Origin of the sequence: Ornithinimicrobium pekingense DSM 21552 (assembly GCF_000421185.1) — a bacterium.
Classification (GTDB): domain Bacteria; phylum Actinomycetota; class Actinomycetes; order Actinomycetales; family Dermatophilaceae; genus Ornithinicoccus; species Ornithinicoccus pekingensis.
Genome location: NZ_ATWJ01000015.1, coordinates 122,113 through 147,478, shown reverse-complemented (window position 1 = coordinate 147,478; position 25,366 = coordinate 122,113). Strand labels below are relative to the sequence as shown.

Genomic DNA, 25,366 nt, shown 5'->3' with positions numbered 1-25,366 from the left:
CTTGCCCCTCAGACGGAGACGACGGTCGCGTCGTCGGCCAGCAGCACCGGGATGCCGTCGACGACCGGGTAGCGGCGGCGCCGACCCGGGCCGTCGCAGTCCTCGGCGCACTGCAGGGCGGGGGCGCCCTGCTCGTCCTCGACGTCGACCAACGGGTGCTTGCCCACCGGGCAGCGCAGGATCTCGCGGACCCAGGACTCGTACTCCGGACGTGCCATCTCTTCAGCTCTCCTGTCGCACCAGTCGCAGGACGGTGTCCCGGACCTGTTCCATCGTCGCCCGGTCGTCGCTCTCGACGTTGAGCCGCAGCAGCGGCTCGGTGTTGCTCGGACGCAGGGAGAACCACCACATCGGCGCCCCCTCCCGGGTCATCGTGACACCGTCGAGGGTGTCGGCGACCGCCCCCTGCTCCTGCGCCCAGGCGCGGGCCCGGGCGGTCGCGGCGGCCGCGTCACCGACGGTCGAGTTGATCTCCCCGGAGGCCACGTAGCGCGCGTAGCCCGCGACGAGCTCGGAGAGCGGGTGCTCCTGCTCCCCGAGCGCCGCCAGCACGTGCAGCGCGGCGAGCATGCCGGTGTCGGCGTACCAGAAGTCGCGGAAGTAGTAGTGCGCCGAGTGCTCGCCGCCGAAGACGGCCTCGTGCTCGGCCATCACGGCCTTGACGAAGCTGTGCCCGACCCGGGTGCGCACGGCGCGGGCGCCCGCCGCGGCGATGGTCTCGGGGACGGCGCGGGAGACGATCGCGCCGTGCACGACGGCCACGTCGGCCGCCTCCCGGCCGGCGGCCACCTCCTTGGCGATCTCGCGGTCGGCCACGAGCGCCGTGACGGTGCTGGGGTCGACCACGTGGCCGCGCTCGTCGACGAAGAAGCACCGGTCGGCGTCCCCGTCGAAGGCCAGCCCCAGGTCGGCGCCGTGCTCGACGACGGCGGCCTGCAGGTCCACCAGGTTCTCCGGCACGAGCGGGTTGGCCTCGTGGTGGGGGAAGGTGCCGTCGAGCTCGAAGTAGAGCGGCACCACCTCCAGCGGCAGCCCACCGGCCCCCAGCACCGCGGGCACGGTCAGGCCCGCCATCCCGTTGCCGGCGTCGACGACGACCGTCAGCGGGCGGCTGCCGCGCAGGTCCACCAGGGAGCGTAGGTATGCGGCGTAGTCGGCGAGCAGGTCGGTCTCGGTCACGCTGCCGACCCGCCCGGGCGAGGGCAGGTCGTGCATCGCCCCGCGGTCCAGGAGCCACTGGGCCAGGTCACGCACCTCCGCCAGGCCGGAGTCCTGGCCGACGGGACGGGCGCCGCGCCGGCACAGCTTGATCCCGTTGTATTGCGCCGGGTTGTGGCTCGCGGTGAACATCGCCCCGGCCCGGTCCAGCGAGCCGCTGGCGTGGTAGAGGCCGTCGGTGGAGCACAGCCCGATCATGGTCACGTCGACGCCCTGGGCGGCGACACCGGCGGCGAACTCCCGCGCCAGCTCCGGAGACGTCTCGCGCATGTCGTGCCCGACCACGACCCCCTGCTCCCCCTCCGGCAGCGCGACCACCTGGGCGAACGCGGAGCCCAGGGCCCGTGCGACGCGGCCGTCGAGCTGCTCGGGGACAAGACCGCGCACGTCATACGCCTTGACGACGTCGGAGAGGTTGACCGGGCTCACAGCAGCCAAGAGTAGCGACGCACCGTCGGGGTGCCGTCGGGTCGGGGGCGGATCAGCGGTCCCGCAGGACCCGCAGGTGGCCGCGGCGCGCGATCTCGGTCACGGTCGCCCCCGCCCCCGTGGTGGCCTCGCGGGCGCCGGCCTCGACGTGGACGACCGACCCGCGGTGCTCGCGCACGGCGTCGGCGAGGGCGGCCAGGTCGTCGACCGGAGGACGTGGCTGACCCTCCGGGAGCTCGATGCGCACGACGTCCCAGCCGCGCGGTGCGGTCAGCCGGGTCGCGTGCTCCTCGCACAGGTCGTAGGAGTGCGGCTCGGCGTAGGTCGCCAGCGGGCCCAGCACCGCGGTCTGCTCGGCGTAGACGTACGTCAGCGTCGACGACGCCGGACGCACGCACGTGGTCTTGGAGCACTGGCGGAGGGCTGTCACGGGGTCCACCATAGGCCGACCGTCCGACAAACCTGCGGCACCACTCCGGGCCGGGCGTCGGGATAGTGTCGACGCGTGGGCACGAGGAGGGACCGTCGCGGGCACGGCATGCGGGGCCCGCTGGCCTGGCCGCCGGTGCCGGTGATGACCTCGCGCAGCACCCGCTTCGACGACCTCGTGCTCGACGCGGCCGAGATGCTGGAGCGGCGCCTGGAGCACGAGCTCGGCGTCGAGCTGGCCGTCGAGGAGGTGCCCCCGTCCGACCCTGCGCCCTGGGAGCACGGGGTGCCGCTGGGGCGGCTGTTCCCGGCCGAGCGGACGCTGCCCGCCCGGCTGGTGCTCTACCGCCGACCGATCGCCCAGCGGGCCCACGACGACACCGAGCTCGCGGCCATCGTCTACGAGGTGATGGCCGAGCAGGTGGCCCGGATGCTGGGTCGTGACCCGGAGGACCTGGCCTGACCCGGCGACGCCGGGCTCAGGGCACGGCGGGACGGACCTGGGTGACCTGACGCGTCCAGGGCAGCTGCGGGACGGTGCTCGACGCGACAAGAGGTCCCCGGTCGTCGCCCCCGGTCACGTGCACCGCTGACGCGACCCCTGCCCCGCCGGTCGTGCCGACCCACACGGCCCTGGCCTCCGGCGGCAGTGCGACCAGCTCTGTCGTGTCGTTGGGCAGCTCCACCGACCGGGACGTCTGCGTGCCCTCCTCGTCGACCCAGGTGACCCACGCGGTCGTCGCGTCGACGGCGCTCAGCGCCAGGGCGGCCGCCGCACCGGGCACGCCCGACCGGTCGGGCAGGGCCAGCCCGGCGGGCCCGCCCGCGGGCGCGGTCGCACCGACCCAGGCGACGTCGCCCGCGGCCCTGAGCAGAGGTTCGCCCTGCTCGGTGCCATCGCTGTCGCCGTCGCCGTCCGGACCGTCGGTCGCGGTCGCGGCGTCGCCCTCGGCGGGGTTGGCGGTGGCGGTCGCGGGGTCGACGACCAGCGGGTCGTCCTCGGCCGGGAGCACCTCCAGCCGTGCACCGCCCGTGACGGGCTCGTCGGCGCGCAGCCGCAGGGCTGTCGCACCCTCGGGCAGGTCGTCGAGCGCCAGGTCGACCGTGGAGCCGGCGGGCACGCGCGTGACCTGGTCGCTCAGGCGCACGGCACCCTCGGGCGTCAGGGCCGTGAGCTCCACGACGGCCTGCCGGTCCCCAGGCGCCGCGACGCGCAGGACGACCTGCCGCTCGTGCCCCTCGGGCGCCGCGGGCAGCGCCGGGACGACGAGGTCGGTGGCGGGCGCCGCCACCGGCGGGACGACCTCGGTCCCCCGGTCGGTGGTGCCGTCGCGGTAGGTCTCGGCGAGGTGGGCGACGACCGGCCCGCCCGTGGCGGTCACGCCCACGACCGGTGCGTCGACGGCCGGCGCCAGCCCGTCGAGGAGCTCGACGGCGCGCCCTCCTCCGGGCACCACGATGCTGCCCGCGCCGGTGGTGGTGACCGGGCCCTCCGCCCCCCAGACGGCGACGGCGACCGTCACGGGGTCGGGGCCGGGGTTGGTCAGCACGAGCTGCTCGGCGCGGCCGGGCGCCGACCCGCCGCCCACGAGCCACTGGGCCTCCCCCGCCGGCACGCACCCCGCCAGCGTCAGGCCTCGGGAGCCGGGCTCGGTGCCCAGGCCGAGCTGGCCTCCGACGACCCCGGGAGCGATCGTGCCGGAGGCCTCCACCAGCGCGGACGAGGCCCGTTCCAGGGAGATCCCGGCGGGTATGCCGTGCTCCAGGTCCACCGACAGACTCGCCGGGTCGGTGGCGCGGAGCACGGAGGTCCCGTCAGGAGCGGACGTGGACGCGGCCTCGTCCGGAGCGGCCGTCGACGCGGCGTCGTCCGGGGCGGCCGTCGACGCGGCGTCGTCCGGGGCGGCCGTCGACGCGGCCTCGTCCGGGGCGGCCGTCGACGCGGCCTCGTCCGGTGCAGACGTGGCAGAGGCCTCGTCCGGCACGGAGGTCGCATGAGCGTCGTCCGGCGCCGCCGTGCCCGAGGCGTCGTCGCCCGACGCCGGGGGTGCCTGCCCCAGCACGGAGGCCGGGGGGCCAAGGGCGACCACGTCCACGGCGGGTCTCGATGCCGCCTCGTCGTCCAGCCAGGGCACGGTGCCCGGGCAGGCGAGCACCGCGGTCTGCACGTAGGCCCCGGCCTGCGCGCCCGCGGTGGCCGCTGCCCCGTCACCCGGGGCGTCCTCCCCCAGCCGGAGCGCGGCGTCGGAGGCGGTGACGCCCCACGTGAGGGCGCCAACCGCCGCCACGGCGACGCCCACGCGCCACCACGGCGACGAGAGCGCGCGCAGCGCTCCGGACGATCCCCGCGGGCTCTCACCGGCAGGAGCCTGGGTGGTGTCGGCAGAGGCGGCGGGGGCGCCGACAGGAGTACTGGCGGCGTCGGCACCCTGGCCGTCGTCGTGGGGATTGGCAGCCCCGTGCTGCCCGGAAGGCTCGCTCATCGGACCTCCTCCTCGCGGTCGGCCTCGACGCGGCCGAAGGGCAGCGCCAGGAAGGCGATGACGACGCCGAGCACGAGGGCCAGCACGTGCCACGCCAGCAGCGGCGTCCGGACCGCGACGTCGACCTGGTGCGTCCCGGTCGGCAGGTCGACCCGGCCGTCGGGCTGGATCACGACAGGCCGGTCGTCGACGTGCACGGTGGCCTGACGGTGCCAGCCCTGCCCCTCGGAGACCCGCAGGGCGGCCCCCTCCGGAAGGTCCTGCACCTGCCCGGACGCCGCCGCGTGCGGGCCGGTCACGTCCAGACGCTGCAGGGTCCGACCGTCGGGCCCCGCCACGCGGACGCGTGCGGCATCGTTGTCGGTCATCCGCCACAGCACCTGACCCTCCGGGCTGCTGACCCGGCTCAGGCCGGGAAGGCTGTCGACCTGGGTCACGAGCGGGTGGCGCGCGTCGGCCTCGACGAGGACGTAGCCGACCGCGAGGTCGTGCAGCGCGGCCACGGCCTCGGTCGGGGCAGCCTCGCCCGCCACGGCCGACGCGGCGTCCGCGAGCCGGCCCGCGGCGGGCACCCCGGTCGCCAGCTCGGCCGCGCGGTCGCGCAGGATGCGGGCGGGCTCGGGCTCGTCACCGCGCAGGTCGACGTCGAGCGAGCGGGTCTGCGCCTCCTCCCCGGCCGGGTCGGCGGCGCCCTCCTCCACGGGTGCCAGCACGAGCGTGCGCACCGCGGCCGGCCCGCGGGCCTGCTCTGCGGCGACGGCGGGCAGCGGGTCGGCGGCGGCGACGAGCGGCAGCGCCTCCCGGACCGTCGTGAGGCCCAGGGGCACCAGAGCGCCCAGCACGACCAGCGCCACGGCACCCACGGCTGCTGCCGAGGCGCCGGGACCGCGCAGCCACGACGGCACCGGCGCACCGTGACCGGCGTCCGTGGCGCCGGTGCTCGACCGGCCCTCCTCCAGGCGGCGCCGACGCTGCGCGTGGATCCGGCCCGCGACCCTCAGCAGGCGGTCCAGGCCCAGCCCGGCCGCCAGGAGCAGGGCCGCCCCGGCCAACGACAGCATCGTCCCCGGCCAGGTCGTGACCACCTCGCCCTGCTCGGTGTGCCCGGGCGGCAACGTGCCCAGCGCCAGGCGCGGGAGCAGCATCGCCGTGCCGACCAGCACGACGGCTGCGGCGACGAGCACGGTCGCGCGGCGGACCGCCCGTCCCCGGGTGAGCAGCGCACCGAGGGCGGCGAGCCACAGCGGCACCGTCAACCAGGTCACCCAGGGCGTGGCCGCCAGCGATGCACCGTCAACTGGGCCGGTCTGCAGCAGCAGGACCTGCCAGGCCTCCGGACCACTCGGGAAGTCGGGACCGGCCAGCGTGGCACCCGCGCCGCCGAGCAGGCGCACGGGGGCGCCGACGACGGCGGGCAGCCACGGCAGCAGCAGCGTCCAGGGCAGCACCGCGAGCGCGGCACCACGCCAGCGTGCCGAGCCCCGGCCGAGGACCAGCAGGGCCAGGCCGCCGAGGGTCGCCGGCACCAGCACCGGCGGCACCCACTGCACGGCTAGGGTCACGCCGATCACGGTGGCGAAGACGGCGGCGGTCCGCCGCACGCCTCCGGCACGGGTGGCGGACACGGCATACCCGGCGAGCAGCAGCGGCGCGAGCACGTGCACGACGGCGGGGCCGACGCGGCCCTCCCCGACCGCCGCGGTCAGCGGCGCGAGCCCGGCCCACCCGAGGGCCAGCCCGGCCCGCAGCCACCGCCGCCGGGAGACCCGGCGCAGGGCGAGGTATGCGGTGAGCACGGCGGCGGGCACGCAGGCCACCAGCAGCCAGCCGAGCGCGACACCGGCGGTGGCCGGCGCGAAGTCGGGGCCGCCCACGGCCTCGACGAGACGGGTCACGGCCGACAGCGGGAGCAACCACGGCTCGGCGACCCGGTCGTGGCCGAGGCCGTCACCGCGCCACCCGTCCAGCGCCGAGCGCCACAGTCCCGCCGACCCGGTGTGGGCGGAGCCGAGCTCGCCGCCGGTCACGCCGGGTCCGTGCGGCGCGAGGGCGGGGAGCAGGTCGCGCCACCGCCATCCGGTCAGCGCGACGGCACCGAGCAGGGCGAGCGCGAGCGGCCAGCTCCACAGGCGGCGGCGCGCGCCCTCGGCGTCCAGCTCGGCGAACTCCTCCGAGACCGGTCCGGTGTCCGTGCCGCCGCTGCGCCGGTGCTGGTTGAGGGCGCGCTCGCGGGCGGTGCGGTCACGGGGGTCGACGGCCTCGCCGACGGTGTCGAGGGTGCTGCGCCACCCGCTGGCGGCCGGCACGAAGAGACCGCGCAGGTCGCGCGGTCTCACCGTGCGGCGGGAGCGGAAGCGCATCCGGGCGCCGAGCCCGCGGCCCGGGCGCAGCACGGCGCGCACGTCCGCCCACTCGTCGCCGGCCTCGCGGGGGCGCTTGACGAGCAGCAGCACCAGTGCGGCGAGGGTGCTGGACAGGGCGATGCCGAGGGCTCGCCAGGGGGCGGACCACACCGACCCGCGGGAGAGGGCGAGCTGACGCTGCCGGACGCGGGTGCGCCGCGGGTCCACCACGCCCAGTCCGGCGTCGCCCTGGCGGACCACGGCGTCGGGGGCCACGACCACGCGCTGCCCGAGCAGGTGCGTGCGCCAGCCCAGGTCCAGGCCGGCGACGCCGTCGCCGCCGAAGGCGGGGTCAAGCCCGCCCGCCTCGGTGAGCAGGTCGCTGCGCACGAGCGAGCCGGCGAGCGGGACGCCCAGGACGTCCTGGCGCCGGTCCAGCTGCCCCTGGTCGACCAGGGCTGCCTGCCGGAGGTCGGCGGCGCGCCCGCCGACCGTGAGGTGGTGCCCCACGCCGACGAGCAGACGAGGGTCGTCGAGCCGGACGAGCTTGGGCCCGACGACACCGACGCGGCTGTTGCGGCGCACCGCCCCGACCAGGGCCTCCAGGGCCCCCGGCTCGGGCAGGCTGTCGTCCTGCAGGAGCCAGATCCAGTGGTCCGCATGCACCGGCAGCGCCTCGCGGGCGTCCTCGACCACGCGCCACAGCGCGGGCTCGCCCGCCTCGACCTCGTGCCTGTCCAGGGGCAGGGGGTCACGGACGAGCAGGGGCACGCGGTCGCGGGCGACGAGGGGGTGCTCGTGCGCCCGGGCCAGCTCCTCACCCTCGGGGTCGAGACCGGTGACGAGGAGCCGCTGCGGGCGCCGGCGCTGCCCGGCGAGGGCGTCGAGCAGGTCGTCGAGCGGAGGCCCGTGCGGGTGCGTCAGGACGACGACCGTCACGTCGTCGACCCGGGCCCGTCCCGGACGGGTCCCGGGCGCGGGCCGGGAGACCGTCGTGGACGAGGTCATCGGGTCGCGGGTGCCGGCTGACGGGGCTGGGCCACCCTCAGACGGCGCGCTTCTTCAGCTTGCGCCGCTCGCGCTCCGACAGGCCGCCCCAGATGCCGAAGCGCTCGTCGTTGGCCAGGGCGTACTCCAGGCACTCGGCGCGGACCTCGCAGCCCACGCACACCTTCTTGGCCTCCCGGGTCGAGCCGCCCTTCTCCGGGAAGAACGCCTCGGGGTCGGTCTGCGCGCACAGGGCGCGCTCCTGCCACGACGCCTCCTCGACGTCGTCGACCCCGTTCAGCAATGACATCAGCTCCAGCTCGTGCACGGCTCCTCCTCGACCTATGCCAACACGTGTCCCACCGCCGCCCCGACGCCCGAGCTGCCTTCGAACGCAAAGTCACGACACCCCGAATTACACGCGTGTCATCCTCAGGAGTCAACCCCAGATCTGCTATTGCCTCTCGATTCTTCACAATGAGCACATGCAGATCACCGTCCTGTCCGGAGGCGTCGGCGGCGCCCGCTTCGTCCGTGGGCTCGTCCACGCCCTCTCCCGGGACGGGGTGGAAGGGGACCACAGGGTGACCGTCGTGGGCAACACCGGCGACGACATCACCCTCTTCGGGCTGCGGGTGTGCCCGGACCTGGACTCCCTGCTCTACACCCTCGGCGGCGCGGTCGACGAGGGCCAGGGGTGGGGGCGGGAGGAGGACAGCCGGCGGGTCATGGACGAGCTCGGCGCCCTGGGCGTGCAGCCGCAGTGGTTCGGCCTGGGCGACAAGGACCTGGGCACGCACGTCGCGCGCAGCCTCTGGCTGTCACAGGGCGCGACCCTGAGCGAGGTGACCGCCCGGCTGGCGGCCCGCTGGGGGCTGCCCGGGCAGGGCGTGCGGCTGCTCCCGGCCACCGACACCCCCATCGAGACGCACGTGGTCGTCGACGACGGGGACGGGGGTGAGCGGGCGATCCACTTCCAGGAGTGGTGGGTGCGGCACGGGGCGGGCCTGCCGGCCCGTCGCTTCACCGTCGCCGGGCTGCACCAGGCCACCCCCGCCCCGGGGGTCCTGGAGGCCGTGCGGGAGGCCGACGTGGTCCTGCTGCCGCCGAGCAACCCGGTGGTCTCGATCGGGATCATCCTCGGCGTCCCCGGCGTCCGCGACGCCCTGCGCGGCACCCGGGCCCCCGTGGTGGGTGTCAGCCCGATCATCGGAGGCCGGCCGGTCCGTGGACACGCCGACGCCTGCCTCGCACCGCTGGGGGTGGAGGTGTCGGCCGCGGGCGTCGCCGGCCTCTACGCCGACCTCCTCGACGGGTGGCTGGTGGACGACGCCGACGCGGGCTCGGCCTCCCCCGCCCGGGTCACCGTGCGCCACCTCGACCTGCTGATGCGCGACACGGAGGGCGCGGCCCGCATCGCCGGTGCCGCCCTCGACCTCGCACGCGACCTCTCGGCGGACGCCCGGTGAGCGCCTCGCTCCCGGTCGGCACCGTCCAGGTGCTGCCGGTCCACGGTGTCCCCGAGGTCGTCACCGGTGCCGACCTGCCCGCGCTCCTGGCGACCGCCCTGGCCCCGCTCGGAGGCCTGCGCGAGGGTGACGTGCTCGTGGTCTCCAGCAAGGTCGTCTCCAAGGCCCTCGGCCTGCGCGAGCCCGACGGCACCGATCGGGAGGGGCTGGTCCTGCGCCACAGCCGCCGCGTGGTGGCCGAGCGCGCCACCCCGGGCAGCGGCACGACCCGGATCGTCGAGGCCGTCGCCGGGCCGGTGATGGCTGCGGCCGGTCTCGACGCCTCCAACACCGGCCCGGACGGCGGCGTGCTGGTGCTGCCGGAGGACCCCGACGCGGTGGCGCGGGACCTGCACACCGTCCTGGTGACCGAGCACGGCATACCCCAGCAGGTGGCCGTGGTCCTCAGCGACACCGCCGGGCGGCCCTGGCGCGAGGGCCAGACCGACCTCGCGCTGGGCTCGCACGGCCTGCGCGTCCTGGACGACCTGCGCGGCGGCAGCGACGCTGACGGGCGGGCGCTGTCGGTCACCGCGCGCGCCCTCGCCGACGAGCTGGCCGCCGCGGCCGACCTCGTCAAGGGCAAGCTGGGCGGGGTGGCCGCCGCGGTCGTGCGCGGGATGGGCGACCACCTGGACGACGGGACCGGGCCGGGCGCCCGCTCGCTGGTGCGGACCGGGCCGACCGACTGGTTCGGCCTGGGTCGGGTCGAGGCCGTGCGCACGGCCCTCGGCGTCCTGCCCGGCACGGGGGCCGCGGTGGACGTCGGCATCCCGTCGGTCCGGCCCGAGGACGACCTGGTCCGCGGCGGCCGTGCCGTGCGCCTGGCCCTGCACGGTCAGGCCCCCGGGGTCACGGTGTCGGGCTCACCGGCGGACGGGTATGCCGTGAGCTCGGAGGACCCGGTCCTCGCCGGCCGCGTCGCGGCACGGCTGGAGGTCGCGCTCGCCGGTGAGCAGGTCGACGTCGGGGTCGCGGTCGAGCTGGCGGCGCCGTCCGCGACCGACGACGCGGTGCCGGCCGGCTGAGGCCAGCCCGCCCGACGCCCCCGACGCCAGTCGGAGCACCTCAGCACCACGCGTCACGGCGCGGTCGCCCTGCGTCGGTCGACATCGTCCAGCTGGGCGATGTCGACCCACGGAGGGCGAGCACGCCCTCGAGGTGTGCCGCCAGGTCGGACGGTGGGTCACGCGGTCCGGTGGGTGGCCTGGCGGAGGTCGGTCCGACAGGGCCGGTCCGGCCGGTACGGGCTCCTCAGCCGATCGGCAGGTGACGCCGCGGCGCCATCCGCGGGCCGCGGCGCGGCCGCAGGGCGCCGGAGAGCTCCAGGAGGCGCTGCACCCGGTAACGCTGGCGCCCGTAGGGCCGCAGGAGCTCCACCAGGCCCTGGTCGTCGACGGGCCGGCCCGTGAGGGCCCAGCCGATGTTGGCCGCGACGTGGTAGTCGCCGAAGCTCACCGCGTCGGCGTCCCCGAGCGCCCGGTGCGCCGTCTCGGCCGCCGTCCACACGCCGACGCCGGGGACGCTGACCAGCCGCCGCCGGGCCGCGACCAGATCCAGGTCGGGCAGGTCGCGCAGCCGGTCGGCCAGGCGGCACACCCGCATCACGGTGTCCGAGCGCTGCGGGCTGACACCGGCGCGCAGCCACTCCCAGGAGGGCACCTGGGCCAGCGTGTGCGGGTCCGGCGGCACGGTCAGACCCAGCGCGGCCCCCGGGCCGGGCGCGGGGTCGCCGAAGCGCTGCACGATCCGCCGCCACCCGGAGAACGCCTCCTGGCCCGTGACCTTCTGCTCGATGACCGCGGGGACGAGAGACTCCATGACCAGCCCGGTCCGGGGCACCCGCCACCCGGGGAAGCGCCGCGCGGCGAGGGCGACCGGCTCGTGGTGGGCCACGAACGCTCCGGCACCGGTGTCCTCCTCGCCGAGCATCGCCGGCAGCCGGTCGAGCGCCCACTCCGCCCCCGGCCCCCACGCCTCGGCCAGCACCAGCCCGTCTGCGGGACGGCTCTGCGTGCGCAGCGTGACGGCCCCCTGCGGCGTGCGGATCCCCCGCCACAGGCTCCCGCCGGTCACCCGCCAGGCGGGGTCACCCGCACCCCTGCGGAGCACGCCCCACGTGGCGCCCACGTCGACCTGTCGCGACGGTCTCCACGCGCGACGGGAGGAGCGCGCTGGCGCCGGCGACGACGGGGATGGCACGGTGGTGGGACCTCTCTGGGCGCCCGCACGGCGCACCAGCGGGACGGCTGTCACGGCGCACCACTGTGCATCCGACGACGTGCTCCGCGCAAGCCGTCGTCCACCGGCTAACCTTCTTGCCGTGCAGTTGCCAGCCCGTGTCCTCGACGACGCCGTCTCCGCGGACGCCACCCGTCCGGCCCTGACCTTCTACGACGACACCGACGAGGGGCGCGGCGAGCGGATCGAGATCTCCCGCCGCGTGCTCCGTACCTGGGTCGCCAAGGCCGCCAACGCCCTCCAGGAGGGGCTGGACGTCCAGCCCGGGTCGGTGGTGCTGGTCGACCTGCCCAGCCCGCACTGGCGACTGGCCTACTGGGCCCTGGCCGTGTGGTCCGTGGGGGCGACGCTGACCGTCGACGTCCACGAGGGCGCCGATGTCCTCGTCACCACCGACCCCGACAGCGACGTCGCCGGGGACAGCGACGAGGTCGTGGCCGTGACGTTGCCGGCGCTGTCCCGGGAGTTCGGCGCGGAGCTGCGCTCCGGCGTCATGGACGAGGCTGCGGAGCTGGCCTCCTACGCCGACGACTTCACCGCCTGGGACGAGCCGGGGCCCGAGGACATCGCGCTGGTCCAGGGCGGCGACCGGGTGAGCTACGCCGAGCTGCTCGAGGGCCTGGAGGAGCTGCCGCGAGGCGCCCGCACGCTCCTCACCACCACCGACCCAGGCCTGCTCGTGCGCCAGGTGCTGCAGGTGCTGGCGGCCGACGGGTCCGCGGTGCTCGTGCGCGGCGCAGCCCCCGCCCACGCGGGGCAGGGCGCCGACGCGCGCCTGGTCTCCGAGGGTGTGGACCACCGCAGCCCGACGGCCCTCCCGGCCTGAGCGGGCCCGGCCTGCCCCTGCCCGCCCGGCCTGGCCTCATACCGCGTCCCACCAGGGCCACGGCAGCTCCAGGGGCGGCCTCCGGAGGCCGGTGCGCCGCCCGGTACCCTCACGGCCATGGACAAAGTAGTCGCTTCTGCAGCGGAGGCCGTCGAGGGCCTCACCGACGGCATGACCGTGACCGTCGGCGGGTTCGGCCTCTCGGGCATCCCGACGGTGCTGATCACCGAGGTGCTCAGGCGCGGCGTGTCGGACCTGCAGGTCGTCTCCAACAACTGCGGTGTCGACGGCGCCGGGCTGGGACTGCTGCTGGCCGAGGGCCGCATCAGCCGGGTCATCGCCTCCTACGTGGGTGAGAACCGCGAGTTCGCGCGCCAGTACCTGGCCGGGGAGCTGGAGGTCGAGCTGACCCCGCAGGGCACCCTGGCCGAGAAGATGCGCGCCGCCGGCGCAGGCATCCCCGCCTTCTGGACGCCCACCGGCGTGGGCTCGCAGGTCTCCGAGGGCGGTATGCCGTGGCGCTACGACGCCGAGGGCAACGTCGTCAAGCAGTCGCCGCCCAAGGAGAAGCGCGAGTTCACGGTGCGCGGGCACACCCGGGAGTACGTGCTCGAGGACTCGATCTTCGCCGACTTCGGCCTGGTCCGGGCCGCCAAGGGCGACCGGCACGGCAACCTCGTCTTCAACCGCTCGGCCCGCAACTTCAACCCGCTGTGCGCGATGGCGGCCGGTGTCGCGGTGGCCGAGGTCGAGGAGCTGGTCGAGCCCGGCGAGATCGACCCCGACGAGGTCCACCTGCCCGGCATCTACGTCCAGCGGGTGCTCGCCCTGACCCCTGAGCAGGCGGCCGACAAGGACATCGAGAAGAGAACCACCCGGCCGCGCCCGGGCACCACCACCGAGGAGGCCTGAGCCATGGCACTGAACCGTGAGGAGATGGCGGCCCGCGCGGCCGCCGAGCTCAAGGACGGCGACTACGTCAACCTGGGCATCGGCATGCCCACCCTCGTGCCCAACTACGTCCCCGACGACGTCGAGCTGGTGCTGCAGTCCGAGAACGGCATCCTCGGCGTCGGCCCCTACCCCTACGAGGGCGAGGAGCACCCCGACCTCATCAACGCGGGCAAGGAGACCGTCACCCTGCGCCCGGGCGCCTCGATCTTCGACTCGGCGACCAGCTTCGGGATGATTCGCGGCGGCAAGGTCGACGCGGCGATCCTGGGCGCGATGCAGGTGTCGGCCGCCGGCGACATCGCCAACTGGATGATCCCGGGCAAGATGGTCAAGGGCATGGGCGGCGCCATGGACCTGGTCATGGGCGCCAAGAAGGTCATCGTGCTCATGGACCACGTCGCCAAGGACGGCAGCCACAAGATCGTGCAGGAGTGCTCGCTGCCGATCACCGGCCTGCAGGTCGTCCAGCGCATCATCACCGACCTCGCCGTCATCGACGTGACCCCCGACGGCCTGGTCCTGCGCGAGGTGGCCCCGGGCGTCAGCGTCGAGGAGGTCGTGGACAAGACCGAGCCCGAGCTCACGGTCGCGGTGGACGAGCCCACGCCCGAGCCGGTGTCTCCGCACGAGGGCTGAGCAGACCCCTCGCACGAGGCTCCGGAACCCCACGGGTCCCCGCGGCGTTGCATGATGGGCACATCCGCCCGCAGCACCGAGGAGGACCACGTGGGTTTCCTGGACAACGTCAAGAAGGCGGCCGAGCAGGCCAGGCACCAGGCCGCCGAGCTCGCCGGCAAGCACGGCTCGACGATCGACGACGCCATCGCGAAGACCGGCGCCGCGGTCGACCAGCGCACCGGCGGCCGGTACGCCGACAAGATCGCCAAGGCCGAGCAGGCCGCCCGCACCGCACGCGGGAAGGTCGCGGGTCAGGAGGACGGGTCGACCACCGGCGCCGGACCGGTCGTCCCGCCCTCCAGCACGCCGCCACCGCCCGGTCCCGCCGCGCCGCCCCCGCCGCCGGGTCAGGGGACGCCGCCCCCGCCTCCCGGAGGCGCCACACCCCCGCCCGGGCCGGCCGCTCCCCCGCCGCCCGGTCCGGACACCCCACCGCCGCCGCCCCCTGGCCAGGACCGCTGACCCGGGGCCGCCGACGCAGGTATGGCGTGCACGCGCAGGTCGCGTGCACGCCATACCTGCGTGGTGGGAGGTGGGCCGGGGGTGCGGACCGTCAGGAGCGTGCGCGCGTGCCGCGCAGGAACCCGGCGCCCCAGGTGAGGTGCATGACCGCCAGGACCGCGGGCATCCGGGCCACGACCGCCGGTCGCTCGGCCCGCGCCGCCCAGGCGCCCCCCGCGGTGACGGCCGCGGCATACCCGAGGGGCAGCGCCCACAGCGGCCGCCAGACCAGCCCGCCGACCGCGCCGGCGGCGACGGCCGCGGTGGCCACCGGCGGGGCGAGGTAGCGCAGGTTGAGCGTGCCGGGGTGAGCCCGGACGACCTGCCGACGCCACTGGCCGGTGGTGTAGAACTGCCGCGCGAGGTCGCGCAGGCTGGCGCGCGGGCGGTAGGTGACGGTGAGCTCGGGGGTGAACCAGACGGTGCCCCCGGCCTCGCGGATGCGGTGGTTGAGCTCCCAGTCCTGGGCCCGGGCGAAGGCGGGGTCGTAGCCGCCGACCCGCTCGAGCCACTCGCGGCGGAAGACCCCCAGGTAGACGGTGTCGACCGGGCCCGCGTCCCCGCCGACGTGGAAGCGGGCCGCACCGATCCCCAGCGGCGAGCGCATCGCGACCGCCACGGCCTGCTGCAGGTAGCCGGTGCCCTCGGCCAGCATCACCCCGCCCACGTTGGCCGCGCCGGTCTCCTCCAGCACCTCGACGGCCCGGCGGATGTACCCCTCCGACAGCGCCCCGTGCCCGTCCATCCGCACCACGACCTGGTGGGTGCTCGCGGCGATCGCGGCGTTGAGCCCGTCGGGCGTGCGGCCGCCGGGGTTGTCCACCACCACCACGCGCGGGTCCTCGGCGGCGAGCGCGTCGGCGACCTCATGGGTGCGGTCCCGGCAGGGGCCGACCGCCACCACCACCTCGAGCCCGCCCGGGTAGTCCTGGGCCAGCACCGAGCCGACCGCCTCGCGCAGGTGGTGCTCCTCGTTGAGGATCGGCATGATGACCGAGACGGGCGGGTATGCCGTGCCTGCGGCCGAGGTCTGCGGGCTGCTGCTCACCCGGAGAGGGTACCCGCGCCCGAGGGCGGGAAACGCCGGGAGACCCTGCGCTCCCAGCAGGCGGCCAGACCGCTGGCCTACTCTTTGACCTCGTGCCGCACAACCCCCAGGACGACTGGACCCGCCCCGTGCCCCGCTCCCCCCGTCAGGGACGCGGAGAGGCGGAGCCGACCCGCGCCGTCCCGCGCGGCCAGTCCCACGACGGCGGCTGGAGCTGGCGGGACGAGGACCCCGAGCCCACGCAGGCCATGCCGCGGGGCGGGTACGACGGCCAGGGTGACGACGACCCCGTGTACGGCGACGGAGGCTACGGCGACGGGGGCTACGAGGCGGACCACGGTGCCCGCGGCTACTACGACGACAACGGCGACTGGGTCCCGCGGCCCCGCGGCCGCGGGCGGTCCGAGGACGACCGTCGCCGTGATCACGGTTACGACGACGACGAGCGCCGTCCCCGCCCCCGCGACGACCGGTCCCGCGACGTGCGACGCGGCGCAGCGGGCGGTGGGCCTCATCCGGGGCACCCTGCTCGTCCCCGTCCCGGCGGTGGCGGGCGACCGCCCCGGCGCCGCGCGCGCTACGGGTTCCGCCGGTTCATGGCCCTGCTGACCTTCCTGCTCGTGGCCTACCTGGTGACGATGATCGTGGTCGTCGCCCTGGTCTGGGGCAGCGTCAGCCGCGTCGACGCCACGCCGGACGTCGCCGACCGCCCCGGCGGGTCCTCCGGCGCCGCCTACCTGCTGGTGGGCACGGACAGCCGCGAGCAGCTCACCGACGAGGAGCGCAGCGAGTTCGGGACCGGCCAGGCGGAGGGATCGCGCGCCGACACCGTCATGCTGCTGCACGTGCCGACCATGGGTGACCCGACGCTGGTCAGCCTCCCGCGCGACTCCTACCTGTCGATCCGGGACCAGGGTCCCAACAAGCTCAACGCCGCGCACTCCACCGGCGGGCCGGCGCTGCTGGTCGACACGGTGGAGCAGGCGACCGGGATCCGGGTCGACGGCTACATGGAGATCGGCTTCGGCGGCTTCGTCGGGGTCGTCGAGGAGGTGGGCGGGGTCCACATGTGCCTCGACGCCCCGGTCCAGGACGACAAGGCCCACATCGACCTGCAGGCGGGGTGCCAGGACCTCACCGGCCCGGAGGCCCTGGGCTACGTGCGGATGCGCTACAGCGACCAGCGCGGCGACCTCGGCCGGGTCGAGCGGCAGCGCCAGTTCCTGTCCGCCCTCGTCAACCAGATGGCCAGCCCCGCGACGGTGCTGAACCCGCTGCGGCTGCACTCGGTCGGCACCACGACCGGGGAGGCGCTGGCCCTGGGCGAGGACACCTCGATGCTGGAGGCGGGCCGCATGGCCCTGGCGATGCGGACGATCGCAGGCGGCGGCGGCCACTCCCTGACCGTGCCCGTCGCCAACCCCAACCACCCCACCAACGTCGGCAGCACCGTGCTCTGGGACGAGGCCGGCGCGGCAGAGCTCTTCAGCGCGCTGCGCGAGGGCCGGCCCGTGACCGTCGAGCCCTGAGCAGACCCGGAGGAGAAGGACCCGACGACCCGCCCACCCCGGACACGTGCCGTCCCCTCCTGCGAGGGCTCCTGCCTTCGCAGACCGCTAGGGTCGACACCGTCCGCCACCACCTGGAGGTGATGCTCGTGCCGGAGGAGCGCGATCCCGACCTGGAGACCACCCGCGAGACCCCGGTCGGCGACGACCCGGAGATCGTCGCCGGGCGGTACCGCATCCTGCGCACCCTGGGCCGGGGCGGTGGCGGCATCGTGTGGCTGGCCCTGGACGAGCACCTGGGGCGTGAGGTGGCCCTGAAGCGGGTGGCCGGCGAGACGGACGCGGAGGTCCTGGTGACCCGGGGCCTGCGCGAGGCCAGGACGAGCGCGGCCCTGGCGCACGACAAGGTCGTGCGGGTCTACGACGCCTTCGTGCACGACCACTTCCCGTGGATCGTCATGGAGTACGTCCCCGGCCCGGCCCTGTCCACCGTGCTCGACAGGGGCCAGGCCCTGCCGGTGGCCCAGGTGGCCCGGATCGGGGCCCAGGTCGCGACGGCGCTCGCCGCCGCGCACGGGGCCGGGGTGGTCCACCGCGACGTCAAGCCGGGCAACGTGCTGCTCACCGACGAGAGCGGCGGCGACGCCAAGCTCACCGACTTCGGCATCGCCCGCGCGGAGGACGACCACCAGCTCACCCGCACCGGCATGGTCTCGGGCACGGCCGCCTACTTCTCCCCCGAGCTGGCCCGCGGTGAGGACCCGTCGGCCGCCTCGGACGTGTGGGCGCTCGGCGCGACCCTCTACGCGGCGGTCGAGGGGCGACGTCCCTACCCGGACGCGGGCAACCCGGTGGCGCAGCTGCACATGATCGCGCGCGACACCCCCAGAGCCCCCCGGCTCGCCGGGCCGCTCGAGCCGGTCCTGCGCGGCATGCTCGACCCCGACCCCTCCCGCCGGTGGACGGCCGAGCGTGCCGCCCAGGCCCTGACGGAGCTCGCCGAGGGACGGCCCGGGGCCGGGGGTGGCGCCGCTGCGGCGGGTGCCGCCGCGGGCACCGCGGCCGGCGCCGCGGCCGGCTCGGCAGCGGGAGCGGCGGCGGGCGCCGCCTGGGCCGCGGACGAGGGCCGGAGCGATGCCGACCGCACCCAGATGGTCGGTCCGGAGACCACCCGCCAGGTCCCCGTCCAGCCGGCCCGCTCCGGCGGAGGGGGTCCCTCGGCCGGCGGGGGGCCCGGGGTCGCCGACCACGGGTATGCCGCACGCCCCCAGTCGGCGCCGGACGCGCGTCACGCGGGTCCTGCGGCCCCGGTCGCCGGTCCGCGCCGGACCGCGCCGCCGGCCGGGCGCCGGAGCGGTGGCCGGGGCACCTCCGTGCTGGTGTGGCTGGTCGCGATCCCGCTCGTGGCCCTGCTGGCGTGGCTGGTGTGGACCATCGCCTCCGGCGGCCTGCCCGGGCAGGACGACGCGAGCCCCTCCCCGACGACGACCGCGACGCAGGACCAGCCGGTCAGCACGGAGGAGGCCGAGGGCACCGTGCGCGCGTTCTACACGGCCCTCCAGGACGAGGGCCTGGCCGCGGCGAGGCAGTACATGGTCGAGGGGGTGCCGGTCGACGAGGCGATCGCCGAGGGTCTGGAGTCGGTGGAGGTGACCGTCGACGGCTCGCGCGAGCTCGGGCAGGGCGTGGTCGAGACGGTGGCCACGGCGACCTACGCCTACGGCCCCTGCACGATCGTGCAGCAGGAGACCATGCAGGTCGCCCGCCGCGGCACCGAGGCGCTCATCGTGCAGCGGGTCACGCAGACCACGTCGACGACGGGATGCCGGTCCGAGAGCCTCGAGACCGGGGCGGGAGAGGACGGCGGGGGTGAGGACGGCGGGGACGAGGCCCCGGCCGACGCGGACCCCGCGGACGAGGGCACGGACGACCAGGGCGACGACGACGCCAGCACCGGCGGCTGACGGCCGACCGGGCCCGTCGGCTCAGGCCTCCGGCATCGCCGCGTCGATGAGGGCGTTCGCGAGGTCCGGGAGCCCCTCCACCGTGTCCCAGTCGACGTTGGCGAGCACCACCGCCGAGGTGTCGGTCCCCGGACGGTAGCGCGACACGGCGGCCACCCCGGGGTCCCCGCCGTCCTTGCCGAAGACGCCGTCGTGACGGATCTCCACGCCGTAGCCGACCGCCCACCGCCGGTTCACGTCGGCGCGCGGCGTGAGCACGTCCTCGGGCGTGACGCCACGCCATACCCCGCCCCGGGCGACCGCGCGCAGGAACCGCTCGACGTCCTGCGCCGTGACGACCCCGCCCCCGTCACCTCCGCCCTGCGCGGGGACCGAGTAGACGTTGGTGCGCCACGGACCACCGGGCGACAGCGGCGGCAGGTAGCCGGTCGCGACGTCGGGGTGGACCTCGTCCATCGCCGGGTAGCCGCTGGCGGTCATCCCCGCCGGCTCCATCACCCGGGTGGTCACCGCCTCGGCGAAGGGCAGGCTGGAGACGTGGGAGAGCAGGATGCCCAGCAGCACGTAGCCGGCGTTGCTGTAGTGGTAGGCGGTGCCCGGCGGGCAGACCGGGGGCAGGTCGGCGAACAGGGGCAGGATGTCGAGGTCGTCGCGCACCCGGTAGTTCGGCAGGTCCGTCCAGATCGCCCCGTAGTCGGCCTGGTAGCCGGGCAGGTCCTCGTCCTCCTCGGCGTAGTCCGCGATGCCCGAGGTGTGCGACAGCAGGTGGTGCACGGTGACATCTGCGCGCAGCGTCGCGGGCCGCCGGTCCACGGGCAGGACGTCCACGACGGCGTCGTGCAGCCCCACCTCGCCCCGGCCGGCCGCGTCGAGCACCCCGACGGCCGTGAACATCTTGCTCAGCGAGGCCGTGGCGAAGCGCGTGGACGGGGTGACGGGTATGCCGCAGCCCCGGTCCGCGAGCCCGTGGCAGGACTCGTAGAGCACCTCCTCGCCGCGCGTGGCGCGCAGGACCCCGGAGAAGTGCTGCTCGGACTCGAGGCGGGCGGCGTGGTCGGCGAGCTCTCGCCACTGCTGGTCGCTCATCGGGCCAGCGTGGCCGACCGCCGGTGGCGAGGGCAAGGCGTTATCCCGGCGCGGCGCTGCTGCGCCGAGGACCCCCGTCCTCCGCGCCGAGGACCTCCGTGCGCCGCTGTCGTGTCACGCCTGTCGCCGGGGCGACAGGCGTGTCACGACAGAACGGCACGAGCCTTCGTCAGGGACGTTCGCGGTGCAGCGCGTCGACGTCGGGCAGGTCGGAGAAGCCCGTGAATGTCCCGTCCTGGGCGATCTGCCGGGCCACCCCCAGCCACCCGCCCCAGGCGGCCCGGGCGAGCGTGCCGCCCACGCTGATCCGGCGCACACCCAGGTCCGCGGCCTCGTCCACCGTCACGAACGGTGCGTTGACCAGCAGGTTGACCGGCCGGGGAGCCACGGCACCGACCACCGCGCGGATCTCCTCGACGGTGGTGATGCGGGGGGCGTAGAGGCAGTCGGCCCCGGCGTCGGCGTAGGCCCGCAGCCGCCGGACCGTCTCCTCGAGGTCCGGGCGGCCCACGACGAACCCCTCGGAGCGGGCGGTGAGCAGCACGCCGGTGCCGCTGCGGTCGATCTCCTCGCGGGCGGCCGCCACCCGGGCCACCGCCAGGTCACGGTCCAGCAGCGGGTCCTCGCCGCCGCGCGAGGAGTCCTCGACCGACAGGCCCGCCACCCCGGTGCGCACCGCCAGCCCGATGTTGGTGGCGACGTCCTCCGGCGCGACCGCATACCCGTCCTCGAGGTCGGCGTTGACGGGGACGTCGACGGCCGAGGCGACGGCGCGCAGGTGCTCCAGGACGGCCTCGAAGGGCGCACGCGTGTCGGGGCGGCCCAGCGTCCACGCGAAGCCCGAGCTGGTGGTGGCCAGCGCCGGGAAGCCCATGTCCTCCAGGACCCTGGCGCTGCCGACGTCCCAGGGGTTGGGCATCACGAAGCAGCCGGCCTCGTGGAGCCGGTGGAACTCGGCCACCGTGCCGGCCGCGCCCCGCATGGCCGGCTCAGCCCTTGAGGAGCTGGCGGGCCATGACGACCCTCTGGATCTGGTTGGTGCCCTCGTAGATCTGGGTGATCTTGGCGTCGCGCATCATCCGCTCGACCGGGAAGTCCTTGGTGTAGCCGTAGCCGCCGAAGAGCTGCACCGCGTCGGTGGTGATCTCCATCGCCGCGTCCGAGGCGTAGCACTTGGCCGCCGCGCCGAAGAACGGCAGGTCGGCGTCGCCGCGCTCGGACTTGGCCGCGGCGACGTAGACCATCTGCCGCGCCGCCTCGAGCTTCATCGCCATGTCCGCGAGCATGAACTGCACCCCCTGGAACTCCGCGATCGCCTTGCCGAACTGCCTGCGCTCCTTGACGTAGGCCACGGCCGCGTCGAGCGCGCCCTGGGCGATGCCGACGGCCTGCGCACCGATCGTGACCCGCGTGTGGTCCAGGGTGCGCAGCGCGATCTTCAGGCCCTCACCCGGTGCCCCGACCATGCGGTCGCCGGGGATGCGGCAGTTGTCGAAGTGCAGCTCACGGGTCGGGCTGCCCTTGATCCCGAGCTTCTTCTCGGGTGCGCCGAAGGTGAACCCCTCGTCGTCCTTCTCCACCACGAACGCGGTGACGTTGCGGCCCCGCTGGCCCTCGGGGTCGGTCACGGCCAGCACCGTGTAGTACTCCGAGACCCCGGCGTTGGTGATCCACGACTTCTGCCCGTTGAGCACGAACGACCCGTCGGGCTGCTCGACCGCCTTGCACGTCATCCCGGCTGTGTCCGACCCCGCCCCGGCCTCGGACAGGCCGTAGGAGAACATCGCCTCGCCGCGGGCGACCGGCGGCAGGTACTTGCTCTTGATCTCGTCGCTGGCGGCCAGGATGAGCGGCATCGTGCCGAGCTTGTTGACCGCCGGGATGAGCGAGGAGCTCGCGCAGGCGCGGGCCACCTCCTCGATGACGATGCAGGTGGCGAGCGCGTCGGCGCCGACCCCGTCGTACTCCTCGGCGATGTGCGGGGCGTGGAAGTCGGTCGCCACCAGCGCCTTGAGCGCCTCGTCGGGGAACCGGCTCTCCTCGTCGACCGACGCGGCGTGCGGGGCGATCTGCTCGTCGGCCACCTCGCGCACGGCCTCGCGCAGGGCCTCGTGATCCTCGCTGATCCGGAACAGGTCGAAGTCGCTCATACCCAGCAGCCTACTGGTGCTCCGGGCGGCTCCCGCACCGCACCTGACGCACGCGTCAGCCGCCCAGCTCGGGCATCACCTCGTCCTCGAAGAGCTCGATCCCGGAGGTGTCGTAGGCGGCCTCGGCCCAGTAGGTGATCGCGTACGTCATACCCGCTGCCTCGAGCCCGCGCAGGGTCTCGACGATCTGCTCCGGGGTGCCCACCGCGGGCTGGCGGCGCAGGCTCTGCATCTGCTGCTCCGCGGCGTCCTCGGTCAGGCCCCCGCGCAGCATCCGGTCCTTGATGCCGGCGAGCCGGTCAGCCACCTCGGCCTCGTCGCGGCCGATGACGACGTTGTAGTTGGCGCTGCGCACGATCGAGCCGAAGTCGCGCCCGAGGTCCTCGCAGTGGCCGCGCAGCACCTGCGACTTGTGGGCGAAGCCCTCGGGGCTGCCGTCGAAGTTGGTGTAGTCGGCGTGCTCGGCCGCGATCCGCAGCGTCTTGCGCTCACCCCCGCCGGCCACCCACACCGGTATGCCGTTGCGCTCGGACCCGGGGAACGCGGTCCCCTGGAGGGGCCGGGGCCAGCACAGGGCGCCGTCGACCTGGTAGTGCTCGCCGTCGAGGGTGGCCGAGCCGGTCGTCCACATCTGGCGGAAGATCTCCACGCCCTCGCGCAGCCGGGCCAGGCGCTCACCGGCACCCGGGAAGCCGTAGCCGTAGGCGCGCCACTCGTGCTCGTACCACCCCGCGCCGATGCCCATCTCGACCCGGCCGCCGGAGATGACGTCGACCGTCGCGGCGACCTTGGCCAGGTAGGTGGGCTCGCGGTAGCTCATGCACGTGCACATCTGCCCCAGCCGCACGCGCCCGGTCACGGCGGCGAAGGCGGCCATGAGCGTCCAGGCCTCGTGCGTGGCCTCCTGCGTCGGCTCCGGCGTGGTGTGGAAGTGGTCGTAGACCCACAGCGACTCCCACCCCTCCTCGGCGTCGGCGCGCTGGGCGAGGTCGAGCATCACCCCCCACTGCTGCTCGGGAGCGATGCCGACGAGGTCCAGCCGCCAGCCCTGGGGCACGAAGAGTCCGAAGCGCATGGGCCCCAACGTAGTGCCCCGGCCAGGCCCGGTCGCGGCGGGCGGGGTGCACGACGCACTCACCCGAGTGGCTCGTGCACGGCATACCGGCGCTCGGCGTGCATCTGCCACTCACCGGAGTGGCTCGTGCACAGCCTGGCGGTGCGGCGCTCAGCCCTGCCGCCGCTCCCGCAGCCTCTCGCCCTTGGCGTGGGCCTGGTCGCGCAGGTCCTCGGCGAAGCGGGCGAGCCGCTCGCGCCAGGCGGCGGCGCGCTCCCCCTCGCCGGCGGCCAGCACCCGGACCGCGAGCAGGCCGGCGTTGCGGGATCCCGCCACCGAGACCGTCGCCACCGGGATCCCGGCGGGCATCTGCACGATCGACAGCAGCGAGTCCATGCCGTCCAGGTGCTTCAGGGGCACGGGCACGCCGACGACCGGCAGGACGGTGACCGAGGCCAGCATCCCGGGCAGGTGGGCCGCGCCGCCGGCACCGGCGACGATGACGCGCAGCCCGCGCTCCTCGGCCTGCCGGCCGTAGGCGATCATCTCGTCCGGCATCCGGTGCGCGGAGACGACGTCGGCCTCGAAGGGCACGTCGAACTCCTCCAGCACCTGCGCCGCGGCCTCCATCACCGGCCAGTCGCTGTCGCTGCCCATGACCAGGCCGACCAGCGGCCGGTCCTGCGTGTGCTCGCTCACTCGGTCACCACTCCTCGCAGGTAGTCCGCGGCGTGCCGCGCCCTCTCGCGCAGCACCTCCAGCTCCTCGGGGCCGCTCCCGCCGGGCCCCGCGTAGACGGTGACGTGCCCCAGCTTGCGACCCGGCCGCACGCCCTTGCCGTAGAGGTGGATCTTCAGGCCGGGGTCGCGGGCCATGAGGTGCCGGTAGGTCGGGTAGAGGTCCTCGTAGTCCCCGCCCAGGACATTGGCCATGACGGTCCACGGGCCGCGTGCCGACGGGTCGCCCAGCGGCAGGTCGAGCACCGCACGCAGGTGCTGCTCGAACTGGCTGGTGACCGAGCCCTCGATGGTCCAGTGCCCGCTGTTGTGGGGGCGCATGGCCAGCTCGTTGACGAGGTATGCCGTCTCGTCGGTGGCCGGGTCGCGCACCTCGAACATCTCGACGGCGAGGACGCCGGTGACGCCCAGCTCGCCGGCGATGCGCAGCGCACCCTCGGTCGCGGCCCGCGCCGTCGCGTCGTCGAGGTCGGGCGCCGGCGCGAGCACCTCGGTGTTGATGCCGCCCTCCTGGACGGTGTGCACGATCGGCCAGGCCGCGGCCTGCCCGGAGGGGCTGCGCGCCACCAGCGCCGCGAGCTCGCGGGTGAAATCGACCGCCTCCTCCAGCAGGATGCCGTCGGCCAGGGCACCGGGCTCTCCCACGACCGCGAGCCAGTCGTCGAGCTCGGCGGCCGCACGGCACACCCGCACCCCCTTGCCGTCGTAGCCGCCGCGCGGGGTCTTGGCGACCAGCGGCCAGCCCACCCCGCGGCCGAAGGTCTCGACGTCCTCGCGGGTGCGGGCCTGCGCCCAGCGCGGGCACGGGATGCCCATCTCGGTCAGCCGGCGCCGCATCGCCAGCTTGTCCTGGGCGAAGACGAGGGCGGCCGGCGAGGGGTGCAGGGCCACACCCTCGGCCTCCAGGGCGGCGAGGACGTCGGCCGGCACGTGCTCGTGGTCGAAGGTCACCACGTCGCAGTGCCGGGCGAACTCGCGCACGTCCTCGAGCTCGGTGTGCTCGCCGACGGGGCTGTGCGGCACGACCAGGGCCGCGCTGGCGGTCTCCGACTCGGCCAGCACCGACAGGGTCACCGACAGGGCGACGGCCGGGGGCTGGCACATGCGGGCGAGCTGGCCGCCGCCGACGATGCCGACGACCGGGAAGCCGCCCTCGGCACGCAGCGGGGCGGGAGGCTGAGGTGTCGAGGTCACGACCCAGACCCTACCCAGCGCCGGACCGT

Annotated in this window: 23 protein-coding genes; 9 read left to right on the top strand and 14 right to left on the bottom strand. The window is 75.4% G+C overall.

Annotated elements, in window-relative coordinates:
- Positions 1-8: 8 nt before the first annotated feature.
- Genes K330_RS0117635 through K330_RS0117625 form a run of 3 tightly spaced genes read right to left on the bottom strand, consistent with a single transcriptional unit; the run spans position 9 to position 2,077 of the window.
- Positions 9-218 carry a Trm112 family protein gene (locus tag K330_RS0117635; protein WP_022923138.1) on the bottom strand — a complete coding sequence of 70 codons (210 nt, stop codon included), beginning with the start codon at positions 216-218 and terminating at the stop codon, positions 9-11.
- 4 nt (positions 219-222) lie between these two features.
- The gene (locus K330_RS0117630; RefSeq protein WP_022923137.1) at positions 223-1,647 is read right to left on the bottom strand and encodes a phosphomannomutase/phosphoglucomutase; all 1,425 of its coding nucleotides are present in this window, start codon (positions 1,645-1,647) and stop codon (positions 223-225) included.
- A gap of 52 nt (positions 1,648-1,699) precedes the next feature.
- Entirely contained in the window at positions 1,700-2,077 is a 378-nt protein-coding gene (locus tag K330_RS0117625) for a DUF3499 domain-containing protein (protein ID WP_029202838.1), read from the bottom strand.
- A 75-nt stretch (positions 2,078-2,152) separates the two neighbouring features.
- On the opposite strand from K330_RS0117625, the gene K330_RS0117620 reads away from it, so the two are divergent.
- The gene (locus K330_RS0117620) at positions 2,153-2,539 is read left to right on the top strand and encodes a metallopeptidase family protein (RefSeq protein WP_022923135.1); all 387 of its coding nucleotides are present in this window, start codon (positions 2,153-2,155) and stop codon (positions 2,537-2,539) included.
- Positions 2,540-2,555: 16 nt separating this feature from the next.
- Here the strand turns inward: K330_RS0117620 and K330_RS22180 are convergent, their stop codons facing one another.
- From K330_RS22180 to K330_RS0117605, 3 genes are read right to left on the bottom strand one after another with little or no spacing between them, the layout of a single operon-like run.
- Entirely contained in the window at positions 2,556-4,559 is a 2,004-nt protein-coding gene (locus K330_RS22180) for a DUF5719 family protein (RefSeq protein ID WP_156875869.1), read from the bottom strand.
- Positions 4,556-7,909: a glycosyltransferase gene (locus K330_RS0117610; RefSeq protein WP_022923133.1), complete on the bottom strand. Its 3,354-nt coding sequence runs from the start codon at positions 7,907-7,909 to the stop codon at positions 4,556-4,558. The genes K330_RS22180 and K330_RS0117610 overlap by 4 nt, the downstream gene beginning before the upstream one ends.
- Before the next feature lie 37 nt (positions 7,910-7,946).
- Positions 7,947-8,198: a WhiB family transcriptional regulator gene (locus tag K330_RS0117605; protein ID WP_029202837.1), complete on the bottom strand. Its 252-nt coding sequence runs from the start codon at positions 8,196-8,198 to the stop codon at positions 7,947-7,949.
- 175 nt (positions 8,199-8,373) lie between these two features.
- On the opposite strand from K330_RS0117605, the gene cofD reads away from it, so the two are divergent.
- Together cofD and K330_RS0117595 are read left to right on the top strand one after the other, a co-directional pair.
- Complete coding sequence (gene cofD / locus K330_RS0117600; RefSeq protein ID WP_022923131.1) at positions 8,374-9,357, top strand: 2-phospho-L-lactate transferase; 984 nt, start codon at positions 8,374-8,376, stop codon at positions 9,355-9,357.
- Positions 9,354-10,424, top strand: coding sequence for a coenzyme F420-0:L-glutamate ligase (locus tag K330_RS0117595; RefSeq protein ID WP_022923130.1), 1,071 nt, complete (start codon positions 9,354-9,356; stop codon positions 10,422-10,424). Before cofD ends, K330_RS0117595 begins: the two co-directional genes overlap by 4 nt.
- A gap of 226 nt (positions 10,425-10,650) precedes the next feature.
- On the opposite strand, the gene K330_RS0117590 is transcribed toward K330_RS0117595, so the two are convergent.
- Complete coding sequence (locus tag K330_RS0117590; protein ID WP_040658358.1) at positions 10,651-11,526, bottom strand: DNA-3-methyladenine glycosylase family protein; 876 nt, start codon at positions 11,524-11,526, stop codon at positions 10,651-10,653.
- Positions 11,527-11,719: 193 nt separating this feature from the next.
- On the opposite strand from K330_RS0117590, the gene K330_RS22170 reads away from it, so the two are divergent.
- The 4 genes from K330_RS22170 (at position 11,720) to K330_RS23015 (ending at position 14,557) form a co-directional block, all read left to right on the top strand.
- Entirely contained in the window at positions 11,720-12,463 is a 744-nt protein-coding gene (locus tag K330_RS22170; protein WP_022923128.1) for a TIGR03089 family protein, read from the top strand.
- A 117-nt stretch (positions 12,464-12,580) separates the two neighbouring features.
- A complete protein-coding gene (locus K330_RS23810) occupies positions 12,581-13,375 on the top strand; it encodes a CoA transferase subunit A (protein WP_022923127.1) in 795 nt (264 codons plus the stop codon).
- Between the two features lie 3 nt (positions 13,376-13,378).
- Positions 13,379-14,053, top strand: a complete 675-nt coding sequence (locus tag K330_RS23805; RefSeq protein WP_022923126.1) for a 3-oxoacid CoA-transferase subunit B — start codon at positions 13,379-13,381, stop codon at positions 14,051-14,053.
- Positions 14,054-14,107: 54 nt separating this feature from the next.
- Positions 14,108-14,557: an antitoxin gene (locus K330_RS23015; protein ID WP_169448610.1), complete on the top strand. Its 450-nt coding sequence runs from the start codon at positions 14,108-14,110 to the stop codon at positions 14,555-14,557.
- A gap of 91 nt (positions 14,558-14,648) precedes the next feature.
- Here the strand turns inward: K330_RS23015 and K330_RS0117565 are convergent, their stop codons facing one another.
- The gene (locus tag K330_RS0117565) at positions 14,649-15,644 is read right to left on the bottom strand and encodes a glycosyltransferase family 2 protein (protein WP_022923124.1); all 996 of its coding nucleotides are present in this window, start codon (positions 15,642-15,644) and stop codon (positions 14,649-14,651) included.
- A 92-nt stretch (positions 15,645-15,736) separates the two neighbouring features.
- Between K330_RS0117565 and K330_RS24405 the strand changes: the two genes are divergently transcribed.
- Together K330_RS24405 and K330_RS22155 are read left to right on the top strand one after the other, a co-directional pair.
- Entirely contained in the window at positions 15,737-17,173 is a 1,437-nt protein-coding gene (locus K330_RS24405; protein ID WP_022923123.1) for an LCP family protein, read from the top strand.
- A 122-nt stretch (positions 17,174-17,295) separates the two neighbouring features.
- A complete protein-coding gene (locus K330_RS22155) occupies positions 17,296-19,116 on the top strand; it encodes a serine/threonine-protein kinase (protein WP_022923122.1) in 1,821 nt (606 codons plus the stop codon).
- Positions 19,117-19,137: 21 nt separating this feature from the next.
- Here the strand turns inward: K330_RS22155 and K330_RS22150 are convergent, their stop codons facing one another.
- From K330_RS22150 to K330_RS0117525, 6 genes are all read right to left on the bottom strand, one after another.
- On the bottom strand, positions 19,138-20,202 hold the full coding sequence (locus K330_RS22150) for a serine hydrolase domain-containing protein (protein ID WP_022923121.1): 1,065 nt from the start codon (positions 20,200-20,202) through the stop codon (positions 19,138-19,140).
- A 169-nt stretch (positions 20,203-20,371) separates the two neighbouring features.
- Positions 20,372-21,184 (bottom strand): isocitrate lyase/PEP mutase family protein, encoded by an 813-nt coding sequence (locus K330_RS0117545; RefSeq protein ID WP_022923120.1) that lies wholly within the window; start codon positions 21,182-21,184, stop codon positions 20,372-20,374.
- A gap of 7 nt (positions 21,185-21,191) precedes the next feature.
- A complete protein-coding gene (locus tag K330_RS0117540) occupies positions 21,192-22,352 on the bottom strand; it encodes an acyl-CoA dehydrogenase family protein (protein ID WP_022923119.1) in 1,161 nt (386 codons plus the stop codon).
- Positions 22,353-22,407: 55 nt separating this feature from the next.
- Entirely contained in the window at positions 22,408-23,427 is a 1,020-nt protein-coding gene (locus K330_RS0117535; protein WP_022923118.1) for an LLM class F420-dependent oxidoreductase, read from the bottom strand.
- Between the two features lie 150 nt (positions 23,428-23,577).
- Positions 23,578-24,063, bottom strand: a complete 486-nt coding sequence (gene purE / locus K330_RS0117530; RefSeq protein WP_051145677.1) for a 5-(carboxyamino)imidazole ribonucleotide mutase — start codon at positions 24,061-24,063, stop codon at positions 23,578-23,580.
- Between the two features lie 38 nt (positions 24,064-24,101).
- Positions 24,102-25,337 carry a 5-(carboxyamino)imidazole ribonucleotide synthase gene (locus K330_RS0117525; protein ID WP_022923116.1) on the bottom strand — a complete coding sequence of 412 codons (1,236 nt, stop codon included), beginning with the start codon at positions 25,335-25,337 and terminating at the stop codon, positions 24,102-24,104.
- Between the last annotated feature and the right edge of the window lie 29 nt (positions 25,338-25,366).